Genomic DNA, 13261 nt, shown 5'->3' with positions numbered 1-13261 from the left:
ATTCCCTTGGTTCGGCGGGCGGTTACTTGTCTTCGGGGTCCGGCACGTCGCGATCCGGCACGTCGGGGTCCGGCACGTCGGGGTCCGGCACGTCGGGATCCGGCACGTCCGGCGGGGCGCTTCCGGAGTACGCGCGGCTGATCGCCTCCGCCGTGCGGCGCACCAGCGGCAGCAGCGCGAGCAGCTCCTCGGCCGTGACCACGACGTTCGGCGCGGAGACCGAACACGCGGCGACGACCCGCCCGTCCACCCCCCGGATGGGTGCCCCGACGCAGTTGATCGACTCCTCGTGGCCGCCGAGGTCGGTGGCCCAGCCCTGTTCCCGCACGGTCGCCAGCTCCTTGAGGAACGCGGCGGCGTTCGGGGTGGAGCGCGGGGTGTAGGCGGGGTACGGCAGCCGCTCGGCCACCGCGCGCCGCTCCGCCTCGGGCAGGTCGGCGAGCAGCAGCTTGGCGACGGCGGCGACGGTGATCGCGACGGGCTTGCCGATGCGCGAGTACATCCGGACCGGGTAGCGGCTCTCCACCTTGTCGATGTAGAGCACCTCGTTGTCCTCGTACACGGCGAGGTGGACGGTGTGCCCGCACCGCTCGTTGAGCTCGACCAGATAGGGGTGGGCGATCTCGCGTACGTCCAGGTTCTCCGCGGCCTGCTGCGCGAGCGCGAAGAGGCGGGCGCCGAGCCGGTAGCGCTGGTCCTCCTGCCGGTAGACCATGCCGTGCTCGTGCAGGGTGCGCAGCAGCCGCAGCGCGGTCGTCTTGTGCACGCCGAGCCGCGTGGCCACCTGCTCCAGATTGGCCGGGCCCTCCGCCAGCAGCGGCAGGATGCTCAGCGCTCGGTCGACGGTCTGGCTCATGGGTCGGTCACCACCTCCGCGCGTACGGTCCCGGTGTCCGTCCAGCCGGGGCCGAGTCGCAGTCTGCCCCACGCGCCGGGGTCGAGGGCGGCCAGGCGGTCGGCGTGCTCGCGCGAAGGCGGGGTGCCCAGGTCGCCGGGGACGGTGAGGGCGGCGGCCGCCATCAGATGGCCGTGGCGCAGCCGCTCCGCGACGGGCAGCCCGCGCAGGGTGCCCGACAGAAACCCGGCGGCGAAGGCGTCGCCCGCGCCGACGGACGCGACCACGTCCACGTCAAGGGCAGGCTCGAAGGTGACCTCGTCCTCCCCGCCGTCCGGCTGCCGGGCGTACGCGGTGGCGCCCGCGCTGCCCTGCTTCACCACCAGCACCCGCGGCTCGGGCAGGGCCGCCCGGACCGCCTCCGCGCCGTGCAGGCCCCAGGCGATCTCGGCCTCGTCCTCGCCGACGAAGACGAGGTCGCAGCCGCGGGCGAGGTCCAGCAGGCGCTCGCTGTCCTGGCCGCGCCACAGTGCGGTGCGGTAGTTGACGTCGAACGAGACGAGGGGGCGGCCCGGGGCGGGGGCGGTGAGCTCCCGCATCAGGGTGTGGCAGTCGGCGGAGAGGGCCGGGGTGATCCCGGTGAGGTGGAGGACGCGGCCCGACCACGCCGCCTCCCGGGGCACCAGGCCGGGGGACATGGCCGAGGCGGCGGACCCGGCCCGGTAGTAGACGACCTCGGAGAGCGGCTGCCCGTCGCCTTCCCGCTCCCGCTCCCCCGCCGTACGGAAGTAGATGCCGGTGGGGCGGTCGGGGTCGCGCTGGACGCGGGAGACATCCACGCCCGCGGCGGCGATCTCCGCGACGAGGTGGTCCCCGAAGCCGTCCGCGCCGACGCGGCTGATCCACCGGGCGGTGTGCCCGCCGCGCGCGAGCCCGCAGGCGACGTTGGACTCCGCGCCGCCGATCCCCCGCGAGAACGCGGGCACGTCGGCGAGCCTGCCCGGCCGGGACGGTCTGAAGGTGACCATCGACTCACCGAGGCACACGACGTCGACGTGGAGGGCTGCGGACACGGCGGGGCTCGCTCCTTGCTGTGGGCTCTGGCGCCTTCCGGGGGGTGGCGCGCACCGTTGACCGGGTGCTTGGCGGGATGTTAGACAGCGGTAAGCGCCATACGCAATGAGCGTTGCACATGTTGCAGCACGGATCCGCATGGGAGGCTCCATGGCCGTCGACCACGCCGCCGACACGCCCGGCTCACCCGTCGGGCGCCTCGCCCACGAGCGCGTCGACCACCGCTTCAAGGGCCTGCCCCCGGACGCCGAGGGCCGCACCGTCGGCGAGCTGGCCGCCGAGCGCCGCTCCCTGTTCACCGGCGGCTTCACCACCCCCGTCCTGGCGCTCTCCGCCGAGGCCCTGGAGCACAACCTCGCCGTCATGGAGCGCTACTCCACCGCCCACAGGCTGGCCTTCGCCCCGCACGGCAAGACCTCCCTCGCCCCCCAGCTCTTCGAGCGCCAGCTCGCCCACGGCGCCTGGGGCATCACCGCCGCCGTCCCCGGCCATGTGCGCATGTACCGCGCCTTCGGCATCCAGCGGATCTTCCTCGCCAACGAGGTCGTGGACGCCGCCGCGCTCCGCTGGCTCGCCCGCGAGCTGGACGCCGACCCCGAGTTCCGCTTCATCGCGTACGTCGACTCCCCGCGCGGCGTCGAGCTGATGGACGCGGCCCTGCGCGAGGCCGGCGCCCGCCGCCCCCTCGACGTCGTCGTCGAACTCGGCGCGGGCCCCGGCGCCCGCACCGGCGCCCGTACGGAGGCCGACTGCGCGGCCGTCGCCGACGCGGTGGCGGCCACCGGGACCCTGCGCCTGGTCGGCGTCGCCGGTTACGAGGGCGAGGTGCCGAAGCCGGACGGCGAGCGGGTCCGGGCCTGGCTGCGCCGGCTCACCGCGCTGGCCGTCGCGTTCGACGGGGAGGGCCGGTTCGCGGACGCGGACGAGATCGTGGTCAGCGCGGGCGGCAGCGCGTGGTTCGACGCGGTCGCGGACGTCTTCGCGGAGCTGCCCGAACTGTCCGGCCCGGTCCTGAAGCTGCTGCGCTCCGGCGCGTACGTCTCCCACGACGACGGCCACTACCGCCACATCACCCCCTTCAACCGCGTCCCCGACGAGGGCGCCCTGCACCCGGCCTTCCGCCTCTGGGCCCAGGTCGTCTCCCGCCCCGAGCAGGGCCAGGCCTTCCTCAACGCGGGCAAGCGCGACGCGGCGTACGACCTCGACCTGCCCGAGCCCCAGATCATCCGCTCCCCCGACGGCACCGAACGCCCCGCCACCGGCCTCACCGTCACCGGCCTGTCCGACCAGCACGCCTGGCTCGCGGTCGAGGAGGGCACGTCCCTGGAGGTCGGCGACTGGGTGGCCCTCGGCCTCTCCCACCCGTGCACCAGCTTCGACAAGTGGCAGCTGATCCCGCTGGCCGAGGCGGACGGCACGGTCACGGACTACATCCGCACGTTCTTCTGAGCGAGGCCTACGCACATGGACCTGGTCATTCGCAACGCGCAGGTCGTCGACGGCAGCGGCGGCGCCCGCTTCAGGGCGGACGTCGGGGTCGACGACGGGCGGATCACCCGCATCGTGCCGGAGGGCGCCGGGCCGCGCCCGACAGGTCAGCGGGTGGTGGAGGCGGACGGGCTCGCGGTCGCGCCCGGGTTTATCGACATGCATGCGCACAGCGACCTCGCCCTGCTGCGCGACCCGGACCACTCCGCCAAGGCCGCGCAGGGCGTGACGCTGGAGGTGCTCGGCCAGGACGGCCTGTCGTACGCGCCCGCCGACGACCGCACCCTCGCCGAGATCCGCACGGCCATCACCGGCTGGAACGGCGACGGCTCCGACATCGACTTCGACTGGCGCACCGTGGGCGGGTTCCTGGACCGGCTCGACCGCGGCTTCGACGGCCAGGGCATCGCGGTCAACGCCGCGTATCTCGTCCCCCAGGGCTCCGTCCGCATGCTTGCGCTCGGCTGGGAGGACCGGGCCGCCACCCCGGACGAGGTGGCGCGGATGAAGCGGCTGGTCGCGGAGGGTCTTGAGCAGGGGGCGGTCGGGATGTCGTCCGGGCTCACGTACACGCCCGGGATGTACGCGTCCGACGCCGAACTGACCGAGCTGTGCCGCGTCGTCGCCGCGTACGACGGCTACTACTGCCCGCACCACCGCTCGTACGGCGCGGGCGCCCTGGAGGCGTACGAGGAGATGGTGGCGCTCACCCGCGAGGCGGGCTGCGCGCTGCATCTCGCGCACGCGACCATGAACTTCGGCCTGAACAAGGGCCGCGCGCCCGAACTGCTCGCGCTGCTGGACCGGGCGCTCGCCGAGGGTGCCGACATCAGCCTCGACACCTATCCCTATCTCCCGGGCTGCACCACGCTCGCCGCTCTGCTGCCCAGCTGGGCCGCCGAAGGCGGGCCGCAGGCCATCCTGGACCGGCTCCGCGACGAGGCGACCGCGGAGCGGATCCGGCACGTCATGGAGGTGGAGGGGGCGGACGGCTGTCACGGCGTGCCCGTCGACTGGGACACCATCGAGATCTCGGGGGTCAGCCAGCCGGCCCTCGCGGCGTACGCCGGCCGGACGGTCGCGCAGTCCGCGCGCGAGCGCGGCGAGGCGCCGTGGGACACCGCGCGCCGACTGCTGCTGGAGGACCGGCTCGGTTCGACGATCCTTCAGCACGCCGGGAACGAGGAGAACGTGCGGGCGATCATGAAGCACCCCGTACACACGGGCGGCAGCGACGGCATCCTGCAAGGCGCCAAACCGCACCCGCGCGCGTACGGGACCTTCCCGCAGTATCTGGGCCGCTATGTGCGCGAGTTGGGCGTGCTGTCCCTGGAGGAGTGCGTGGCCCACCTCACCGCGCGCCCCGCGGCCCGTCTCCGCCTCCCCGACCGGGGCCTGGTCCGCGAGGGCTACCGCGCCGACCTCGTCCTCTTCGACCCGGACACGGTCGCCGCGGGCTCCACCTTCGAGTCCCCGCGCACCCTGCCTGCGGGGATCCCGCACGTGCTCATCGACGGCCGCTTCGTCATCGAGGACGGGCGGCGTACGGACGTCCTGGCGGGGCGGTCGGTGCGGCGTACGCAGGCGGGGTGAGCGCGCGGCCTCACCGGCGGCGGTCGGCGGCCTCGTCGACGAGCCGCAGCAGTTGGTACGGGTCGGTCGTGATGCCGAGGGCGTTCAGCTCCCGGGCGCGGGCCTCCCGCGCGGGCGTGACCCGCCCGGTGAAGAACACCACGTCCCCGCGGTATCGCCGCTCTCGCACCAGCCGCTCCACATACGTGAAGCCCGCCTCGGCCGCACGGCCTCTGCTGACGTCGGAGATCAACAGGTCTGGGGGCCGGGCCGCTATCGCGCGGTCGGCCTCCTCCTGGTTCCGAGCGATGTCCACCTCCCCCGCCCCCCACTCCATGAGCAGCCCGACCAGGTCCGTGTTGTTTTCGGGGCGGTCGTCCACCCACAGGATGCGCAGGCCCCCCAGGCGGGTGGGGGTGGCCCCACGCTCCAGGCCCGCGTACTCCTCCGCCGTGTCCATCTCCATGTTCACCTCCACGTCCACGAGTTGCGAAAGCGTGGAGGGCACACGGTCCTTCGGCCCGTTCCTGATCGCCATCAGCAGCTCGGCCGACCTCGGCAGCCGCAGCAGCTCGTCGAGCAGCGAGATGAAGGCCTGGTCCGTGGTCAGGGCCGGGAAACCGCTCGGCAGGTACTGCTCGAGCCGGGCGAGGGCCGCCACCGGCGTGTCCTGGTCCAGTGAGTGGGGCGGCGCCACCTCGTACTCCTCGAACATCCGCTGCGCCTTCCTGTCGTCGCCGACCACGGCCGCTCCGGGCCCCGCCAGCAGGATCCGCCGTACCTCCCGGTAACGGCGGAACTCCGCGACCACGTCGCCCGCGCCCGGCCCGGGGTCGGCCATCATCCGGTAGAAGTCGGCGTAGAAGTACTGGAGCAGCAGCGTGCGGATCACGGCTTCGGAGCCGAACCCCGCCCACATGGGGTTGAGGGTCGCCTCCAGGACGAAGCCGTTGAGCAGCCGCTTGACGCGGCGCGGATTGCGGCCCGAGCGCTCGGCGAGGAGCGGGACCAGCTCGTCGTCGACCACCCGGTGGATGCCCGTGGCCCGCATACACCGGCGGATGTACGCCTCGAAGTCCCGGCCGTCCGCCGCCGGGACCCGATAGCTGGTCTGGAAGATCTTTTCCATGAACGCGGCGCCCGCCGGGGACAGATCGCGCAGCAGGCCGTTCGGCCCCAGCGCGGAGCGGTCACCGCCGATGGCGAACGCGAGGCCGGGCACGTCGAGATAGACCTTGACCGCCTCGCACACCGCGAGCACGGTCTCCTCCGAGCAGCGGTCCAGGTCGTCGATGAAGACCACCAACATGCGGCGCGGCGTGAACTCGCCTGTCTCGGCCCACTCCTGCGTCAGGTCCTTGATGGCGTCACGCATGTCATTGCGCGCTTCGGGTTTGGCCGAAAGGTTGCTCCAGAGCTCGTCGACCAGGCGGGAGACGCCGAGCGGGCCCGCGAGCAGCACCAACAGGGCGCGGGCCGCGCGGATCAGCGCCCGCTGATCGGTGGCCCGCCGCAGCCCCCGGCGCAGCACCCGCCGGTCGAAGCGCATCAGCACCGACTTGATGAGCCCTTCCAGGGCGTCGGCGCCGGTGGAGGTCCACGCGTTGTACCAGACGGTGTGCACGCCGGGCTCCTTCTGGAGCTCGGCATCGACCAGCCGCATCAGGCTGCTCTTGCCCATGCCCCAGCCCGCGTCCACGGCGAGTGTGAAGGGGGTGGAGGCGCGCGAGGTGAGGAGCAGCTGAGCCAGTCGCTTCGCCACGAGCGCGGCGCCGAGCTGGTCGTCAGGCTCCGCGGCCACCGGCTCGTCGTTGAGTAAGGAGAACGTCGTCCACTCGCCGGAACCCTCTGAGTCCGTCACCGTTCACTGTCCCCCCGTGTCGGCATACGACCCACCATTATGGCCATGGGCGGGCGATTCACCCAGCCGCCTTCAGCTCCACCTCCACCAGCCGATAAAGATGCCGCCGCGCCGCCTCCGTGGTCAGCGGCGGGGCCTGGCGCAGCCGTTGCAGGGCGAGGCCGTCCGCGAGGGCCGCGAAGCGGACGGCGAATTCGGCGGGGTCGGCGCAGCCGAAGTCGCCCTCGTCGGCGCCCCGTTCGACCAGGGAGCGGATCTCGCCGTGCCAGCTCTCGTAGCGTGCGGCCTGGCCGCGGGCGAACGCCTGGTCGCGGTCGCCCGCGTGCCAGTAGTCGAACCACATCCGCCAGTGGCGGTCGGTGTCGTCGGTGAACAGCGCGTCGATGAGCAGCCGCAGCCCCTCGGCGCCGCTGGTGGCATGGGCGGCGGCCTCGCTGAGCGCGGCGTAGTAGCGCTCGATGTGCAGCACCATCGCCTCGGAGAGGACTTCCTGGACGCTCTCGAAGTGGTAGGTGACCGTGCCGACCGAGACCCCCGCCGCGGCCGCCACATCGCGTACGCCCACCGCCGCGGAACCCCGCTCCACGATGAGCGGTACGGCGGCCTCCACGATCAGCCGGCGGCGCACCTCGGTGGGCTGACGGGTGCGCTCGGAGGCGGCGACGGCCCGCCGGGCGGCCTTGGGGCGGACGGGTCGTGTCATGCCGAGGTCCTGGGGGTGGTGTGGTGCCAGGTGCGCTTGGCCACTGTGTCTCCGTTCGCACGTGCTTCGATGCTGCTGTCCATGATGAACTCCGTTGCTGTGGCGCGGAGTTCGGTGCGGGCCACGACGACTGCGTCCCAGTCGCCGCGCCGCAGCCGGACGGTCCACTGGGAGCTTGCCACGGCCGAGTGCGGATCGCCGCCGCGGATCCGGTACGTCTCCAGCGCGCTCTCCTCGTACCGCAGGCCGTCGGGGTAGGTGCGGGAGCCGCCGTAGTTGGGGTCCACCTCCAGGGTCCACTCCCCCGTCGCCACGTCGTGCCGCACCAGCCGCTCGGGCCGGTTCCCGGCGGGCGGCTCGGTCGTCACGGGGAGCGGCGGGGCCTGCTCCGGCTCCTCGAAGGTGATCGGCGGGCGGCCGGCGTCGGCGCCCGGGTCCCGTACGGGGAGGAGTACGGCGCTGTCCGCGGGGCGCACGGTCAGCGCGCCGTGCTCGTCGCGCTCGCCGTGCGGCCACACCCACGGCCAGTACTGGTCGGAGACCGCGACCCGGATGCGGTGGCCGGGCGGGAAGGCGTACCCGATGCCGTTGAGCTCGAACTCCACGTCCTCGTACGTCCCCGGCGTCCACTCCACCGCCTTGTCCCGGCCGTGCCGCGACAGCAGGTTGAGCACGCCCCGGGTGACCAGCGTCGAGGAGCCGTCGGGGGCGACGTCGCAGACGCGCGCGATGACATGCGCGCGCGGGGTGGCGCTGTCCAGGCGCAGCCGGACGCGCGGGCGGCCCAGGATCTCCACGCGCTCCGTCAGCGGCGCGGAGTCGAAGCAGACCGAACGGCCGTCCTCCTCGCGCTGGTCGGGTGGCAGGTCGGTGGCGTTGCCGAAGGGGAAGAAGCGGCCCGCGTCGATGCCGGTGTGCAGCGGGGAGCGCACGATCACCGGCTCCGTCCCCTCACCGCCCAGCGGCCGCTCGTCCCAGGTGACCGCCGGGGACGGCCAGGCGTCGTCGGCGACCCAGCGGCCGGGCATGGTCGTGTAGTGGGTCGCGGGCGGCACCGGGTCGTTGATCCAGGAGCGCAGGGCCGGGTCCGCCATGACCCCGGTGTCCACGCCCTTGAGCCAGTGGTCCCACCAGCGCAGCGTCTCCTGGAGAAAGCCGATCGCCGGGCCCGGCGGCAGGCCCCGGTCCGGGTACTGGTGCGACCACGGCCCGATCAGCCCCCGCACGGGCGCGTCGAGATGCTCCACCAGGCGCAGCACGGTGTCCCGGTACGGGTCGGCCCAGCCGCCCACCGCGAGGACCGCCGCGTCGATGGCGCCGTAGTCCTCGCACACGCTGCCGTGGCGCCAGTAGTCGTCCCGTCGCTGGTGCGCCAGCCAGGTGTGCAGATACGGCTCCAGCGCCTCCAGCCGCTCCCGCCACATGGGCAGCCACCGGTTCTCGCCCACGGTGGCCGGGTCCGGCGGGCGGGCCGTGAACGCGAGCATGGTGCCCGCCCACGCGAGCATGTCGATGCCGAGGACGGCGCCGCCGGTGTAGTGGACGTCGTTGTCGTAACGGTCGTCGGTCGAGCAGACGGTGACGATCGCCTTCAGCGGCTCCGGGCGCAGGGCGGCGATCTGGAGGGAGTTGAACCCGCCCCACGAGATGCCGAACATGCCGACCTTGCCCGTGCACCACGGCTGGGCGGCCAGCCACTCCACGACGTCGACTCCGTCGGCCAGCTCGGTCGCGGTGTACTCGTCGAGCATCACGCCCTCGGAGTCCCCGCTGCCGCGCAGATCGACCCGGACGGAGGCGTAGCCGTGCCCCGCGTACCAGGGGTGACGCTGCGCGTCGCGCGGGGCGGTCCAGTCGCTCTTGCGGTACGGGAGGTACTCCAGCAGCGCGGGGACGGGGTCCGCGGTGGCGTCGACGGGGCGCCAGATACGGGCGTGCAGCCGGGTGCCGTCCCGGGTGGGGATCCAGACGTCCTCCGTCCGGACCTCGCGGTCGAACTGCTCGCGGTATCTCACGTGGTGTAGCCCTTCTTTTGCGCCTAAACCGGCGCCGCTCTCGCGGACCTGGTTGCTCGCCATGGGGGTTGCTCAATTGATGGTTGCGCCCGTCCGGAACGGGCCATCGCGGGCAGTCATGGCGCTGCCGGGCGCCAGCGGCGGATGCGGTGGGCGGGGCCCAGGTCGGTCCAGGGGGCGTCCGGCTCCGCGGCGTCCTGCCAGTCGTCGGCCACCCCCGCGCCCGCGTCCGGGTGCGCGTCCCCGTCCGGGTCCAGCGCCGCGGCCATGAGGCGGCGGGTGTAGGGGTGGCCCGGGGACGCGAAGACGGCCTCGGTCGGGCCCTCTTCGACCACCACCCCGTGCCGCAGCACCACCACCCGGTCGGCGATCCCCCGCACCACGGCCAGGTCGTGGCTGATGAAGAGGCACGCCAGTTCGCGTTCGCGCCGCAGGTCGTCCAGGAGGCGCAACACCTCGGCCTGGACGGAGACGTCGAGCGCGGTGGTGATCTCGTCGGCGATCAGTACGTCCGGCTCGCCGGCCAGCGCCCGCGCGATCCCGATCCGCTGCCGCTGCCCGCCGGAGAGCTGCGCGGGCAGGCGGTCGGCGAGGGCCGGGTCGAGGCGTACGTCGGCGATGAGCTGCCGGGCGCGGGTGGCGGCCTCCCCACGGGAGGCGGCCGTGCCGAAGAAGCGCAGCGGCCGCCGTACCGCCTCGCCCACCGAGCGCCGGGGGTTCAGGGACGTGTCGGCGTTCTGGAAGACGAGCTGGACCTTGCGCCGCAGGGACAGCGGCCGCTGCCGCGCCGGGCGGGCCAGGTCGCCGTCGGTTCCCTTCGTGGTCATCTCACCCCCCGACGGCGCCCGCAGCCCCGCCAGCGACCACGCCAGCGTGGACTTGCCGCTGCCCGACTCGCCGACCAGCGCCAGCACCTCACCGCGCCGCACGCGGAAGGACACGCCGTGGACGGCGCGGCTCGCGCCGTAGTCGATGGTGACGTCGCGGACGGCGACCGCCTCCGGGGCGTCGGCGGGCACCTCGGCCTTGGGCCGGATCTCGCGGGTGCCGTCCTCGGCGACGACCGCGAGCCCGGAGTCGGCCAGGCGCGGGACGCTGGCCAGCAGCCGCCGGGTGTACGGGTCGGCGGGGGCGGCGAAGAGGCGGCGGGTGGGCGCGGCCTCCACGACCCGGCCCTCCCGCAACACCGCGACCTCGTCGGCCATGTGGGCGACGACGCCCAGGTCGTGGCTGACCAGGACGGCCGCGAGGCCGAGTTCGTCGCGCAGCGCGGCGAGCAGGTCCAGGACGCCGCGCTGGGTGATGACGTCGAGGCCGGTGGTGGGTTCGTCGAGGACGAGGACCTTGGGGCGGGCCGCGATGGCCATGGCGATCGCGACGCGCTGCTGCTGCCCGCCGGAGAGTTCGTGCGGGTAGCGGCGGGCGAGTTCGGCGGGGCGCGGGAGGCGGACCTGGTCGAGGAGGTCGGTGACGGCGACGGAGCCGGCCGCGTCGCCGCGCAGCGCCTCCGCGATCTGCCGTCCGACCCGCATCGAGGGGGTCAGGGCGTGCCCGGCGTTCTGCGCGACCATGGCGACCGTGCCGCCGCGCAGCCGCCGCAACTCCCTGGCCGGGAGGGCGAAGACGTCCTTGCCCTCGACGCGCACCGTGCCCGCGGTGATCCGCGAGCCGTGCCGCAGATGTCCGAGCAGGGTCGCGGCGACGGTCGACTTGCCGCTGCCGGACTCGCCGACGAGGGCGAGGGTCCGGCCGGGGCACAGCTCGAAGCCGACCTCGTGGACGACGGGGATGTCCCGGCCCGCGGAGCGGTAGGCGACGCTCAGGCCTTCCACGGAGACGATGGCGGTCATCAGGAGCCCTCCCGGATCCGGTCCACGCCCCACGCCTTGGACAGGCCGTCGGCCGCGAGGTTGAGCCCGATCACGAGCGTGGCCAGGGCGATGATCGGCGCCAGGCTCGCCATCGGGACGACGGTGATGGCGGTGCGGTTCTCGGCGACCATCAGCCCCCAGTCGGGGGTGGGCGGGTTGGCGCCGAAGCCGAGGAAGGACAGGGAGCTGATCAGCAGCACCACCCATGAGGCGCGCATCGCGAACTCGACGCACACCACGTCGGTGATGTTGGGCAGCACCTCGCGCCACAGGATCGACCAGGTCCGCTCGCCGCGGGCGCGGGCCGCGGTGACGTAGTCGGCGGGGACGACGGCCAGCGCGGCGCCCCGGACGACCCGGACGACCTGCGGGACGTAGACGACGGCGATGGCGAGCACGATGACCGCGGGCCCGGTGCCGAGCGCGGTGACGACGACCAGCAGGGCGAGGATGGACGGGATGGACAGCACGGCGTCCAGCACCCGCATCAGCAGGTCGTCCAGCCAGCCGCCGCGCAGCGCGGCCGCGCAGCCGAGGACGGTGCCGAGGGCGATGGTCACCAGGGTCGCGGCGACCGAGACGCCCAGCGCGTACCGCCCGCCGTACAGCACCCGGGCCAGTACGTCGCGCCCGTACTGGTCGGTGCCGGCCCAGTGGTCGGCGCCGGGGCCGAGCAGGGCCTGCGAGGCGTCGCCGACCGTCGGTTCGTACGAGGTCAGCACGGGCGCGAGCAGCGCGATCAGGAGGTGGACGGCGACGATCGCCAGGCCGATGGTGGCGGCGCGGGAGGAGCGTATGGTGCGCCAGGTGCGGGCGGCGAAGCCGGGCGATGCGGCGACCGGCCCGGCCGCGACAAGAGCGTCGGGGGTCTTCAGGGTGCTCATCGGGTCCGCCCTCCTCGGGTCCTGAGCTTGGGGTTGAGGGCCATGGCGCCGAGGTCGGCGGCCAGGTTGCAGCAGACGTAGACGACCGCGCTGATCAGGGCGATGGCCTGGATGACCGGCAGGTCGCGGTTCTGCACGGAGGAGAGCATCAGCTTGCCGATGCCGGGGTAGTTGAAGACGTTCTCGACGACGGCGACGCCCCCGACCAGCCATGCCACATTGAGCGCGATGACATGCAGGGTGGGCAGCAGCGCCCCGGGCAGGGCGTGGCGGGTGACCACGCGCCAGGTGGACAGGCCCTTGAGCCGGGCGGTGGTGACGTACTCGCCGGCCATGACGTCGATGACCGAGGTGCGGGCCATGCGCACGATGTACGCGGCCATCACGATCGCGAGCGAGGCGGCGGGCAGCCATACGGCCGGGAGCAGCTGTCCGACGCTCGCCTCGGGTCCGTAGAGCACCACGGCGGGCAGGACGGGGACGGCGATGGAGAAGAGCAGCACCAGCACGGTGGCCACCACGAACTCGGGGACGCTCATGCCGATCAGGCTGACCGTGGAGATGAGGTGGTCGGGCCAGCGGTCGCGGTAGAGCCCGGCGACGACGCCCAGCACGAGCGAGCCGGTGACCGCGAAGAGGACGGTGACGACGGCGATCAGCGCGGAGTTGCCGAGGTACTGGGCGACCTCGCCGCCCACCGGCTTGGCGTTGACCAGCGAGGCGCCGAAGTCGCCGTGGAGCGCGCCCTTGACCCACTCCAGGTAGCGCTCCCAGGCGGGCTGGTCGAGGTGGAGCTTGTCGCGCAGCGCGGCGACGGCGGAGGGGGTGGCGTCCTTGCCGAGCACCTGGGTGGCGACGTCGCCGGGCAGCGACTGGACGGCGAGGAAGACGAGGACGGAGGAGAGCAGCAGCGTGCCGAGCGCGGCGACGACGCGGCGTACGAGAAAGGTGAGCACGC

10 protein-coding genes are annotated in these 13261 nt (G+C 73.5%); 2 read left to right on the top strand and 8 right to left on the bottom strand.

Going from position 1 to position 13261, the window contains the following annotated elements; all coding sequences use genetic code 11:
• Positions 1 to 22: 22 nt before the first annotated feature.
• Positions 23 to 856, bottom strand: coding sequence for an IclR family transcriptional regulator (locus ACH4S9_RS09935; protein WP_398371003.1), 834 nt, complete (start codon positions 854 to 856; stop codon positions 23 to 25).
• Complete coding sequence (locus ACH4S9_RS09930; protein WP_385340649.1) at positions 853 to 1863, bottom strand: sugar kinase; 1011 nt, start codon at positions 1861 to 1863, stop codon at positions 853 to 855. Before ACH4S9_RS09930 ends, ACH4S9_RS09935 begins: the two co-directional genes overlap by 4 nt.
• A gap of 196 nt (positions 1864 to 2059) precedes the next feature.
• On the opposite strand from ACH4S9_RS09930, the gene ACH4S9_RS09925 reads away from it, so the two are divergent.
• Complete coding sequence (locus ACH4S9_RS09925) at positions 2060 to 3358, top strand: amino acid deaminase (protein ID WP_398371001.1); 1299 nt, start codon at positions 2060 to 2062, stop codon at positions 3356 to 3358.
• Between the two features lie 15 nt (positions 3359 to 3373).
• Entirely contained in the window at positions 3374 to 4990 is a 1617-nt protein-coding gene (locus ACH4S9_RS09920) for an amidohydrolase family protein (protein WP_398370999.1), read from the top strand.
• Positions 4991 to 5000: 10 nt separating this feature from the next.
• Here the strand turns inward: ACH4S9_RS09920 and ACH4S9_RS09915 are convergent, their stop codons facing one another.
• The 6 genes from ACH4S9_RS09915 to ACH4S9_RS09890 all read right to left on the bottom strand — a co-directional run bounded on the left by ACH4S9_RS09915 (position 5001) and on the right by ACH4S9_RS09890 (position 13259).
• Entirely contained in the window at positions 5001 to 6830 is a 1830-nt protein-coding gene (locus tag ACH4S9_RS09915; RefSeq protein ID WP_398370997.1) for a P-loop NTPase fold protein, read from the bottom strand.
• Positions 6831 to 6888: 58 nt separating this feature from the next.
• On the bottom strand, positions 6889 to 7533 hold the full coding sequence (locus ACH4S9_RS09910) for a TetR/AcrR family transcriptional regulator (RefSeq protein ID WP_385340532.1): 645 nt from the start codon (positions 7531 to 7533) through the stop codon (positions 6889 to 6891).
• Positions 7530 to 9548 (bottom strand): CocE/NonD family hydrolase, encoded by a 2019-nt coding sequence (locus ACH4S9_RS09905; protein ID WP_398370995.1) that lies wholly within the window; start codon positions 9546 to 9548, stop codon positions 7530 to 7532. Before ACH4S9_RS09905 ends, ACH4S9_RS09910 begins: the two co-directional genes overlap by 4 nt.
• 116 nt (positions 9549 to 9664) lie before the next feature.
• The gene (locus tag ACH4S9_RS09900; RefSeq protein ID WP_398370993.1) at positions 9665 to 11398 is read right to left on the bottom strand and encodes a dipeptide ABC transporter ATP-binding protein; all 1734 of its coding nucleotides are present in this window, start codon (positions 11396 to 11398) and stop codon (positions 9665 to 9667) included.
• Positions 11398 to 12303, bottom strand: coding sequence for an ABC transporter permease (locus tag ACH4S9_RS09895; protein ID WP_361182932.1), 906 nt, complete (start codon positions 12301 to 12303; stop codon positions 11398 to 11400). Before ACH4S9_RS09895 ends, ACH4S9_RS09900 begins: the two co-directional genes overlap by 1 nt.
• Entirely contained in the window at positions 12300 to 13259 is a 960-nt protein-coding gene (locus ACH4S9_RS09890) for an ABC transporter permease (protein ID WP_361182934.1), read from the bottom strand. The genes ACH4S9_RS09895 and ACH4S9_RS09890 overlap by 4 nt, the downstream gene beginning before the upstream one ends.
• Between the last annotated feature and the right edge of the window lie 2 nt (positions 13260 to 13261).

The organism is Streptomyces sp. NPDC021225 (assembly GCF_044332865.1).
Classification (GTDB): domain Bacteria; phylum Actinomycetota; class Actinomycetes; order Streptomycetales; family Streptomycetaceae; genus Streptomyces.
This window is presented reverse-complemented; position numbering and strand designations above follow the sequence as displayed.